Annotated in this window: 1 protein-coding gene and 1 pseudogene; both read right to left on the minus strand. The window is 69.5% G+C overall.

The window, feature by feature from the left end; all coding sequences use genetic code 11:
• A pseudogene (locus ESG85_RS01740) lies at positions 1-156 on the minus strand (ABC transporter ATP-binding protein); the annotation flags it as partial.
• 59 nt (positions 157-215) lie between these two features.
• A partial coding sequence (locus ESG85_RS01745) for an ABC transporter substrate-binding protein (protein WP_164986137.1) occupies positions 216-812 on the minus strand: 597 nt, incomplete at its 5' end.

The raw sequence follows: 812 nt of genomic DNA on the forward strand, positions 1-812 counted from the left end.
GCCGGGGGCGACGTCGAGGCTGATGTCGTCGAGGACGAGCTGCCCGCCGGCGGGACCGCCGAAGGACTTCGAGACGTGCTCGATGCGGGCGGCATGGGTCACCGTCTCGCGGTCCCCGGCCTTGGCGAGCGTCGTGGTCGTGGCCATGGTCGTCATCTCCTGGGAGTTCGGGCTGCGTTGCTGGGGCTCGGCTCTGCGTCGCTCCGGGCGCGGCTCTACTTCGCGCCGAGGCCCGCGTCGGACACCTGCGGCTTGCCCTCGGCCTTGAGCACCTTGTTGAGCGGGGCGAGGTCGTAGATGCCCGCCAGTTCGGGCTTCTTCAGCAGCCCGGACTTCACCGCGTGGTCCGCCTGCGCCTGGAGCGTCGTGGCCAGCGGGTCGTCGGTGACGCTGATGGACGGCCAGGCGGCGTCGATCACCGCTTCGGACAGCGGCTTGCCGGTCAGCTTCTTCAGCGCCGAGTTCACGGACGCCTTGGCCTCGTCGGGGTGGGCGTTGATCCACGCGTTGGTCTTCACCGTGCCGCGCAGCACCGCCTCGACGACGTCCGGGTGCTGCTCGAGGAACGTCTGCGACACGATGACGTTGGTGATGACGAACTGCTTGTCCGGCCACAGGTCGCGCTCGTCGAGCAGGACCTTCGCGCCCTCGCTGACCAGCTTCGACGCGGTCGGCTCGGGCACCCAGGCGCCGTCGACGGAACCCGACTTGTAGGCGTCCGGCGTCACCTTGTTGTCGGTGCGCAGCACGGAGACGTCGCCCTTGCCGGACTGCGAGTCGACCTTCCAGCCCTGCTCGGACACCCAGTTGAG

It is taken from the genome of Streptomyces roseicoloratus (assembly GCF_004117935.1).
Classification (GTDB): Bacteria; Actinomycetota; Actinomycetes; order Streptomycetales; family Streptomycetaceae; genus Streptomyces; species Streptomyces roseicoloratus.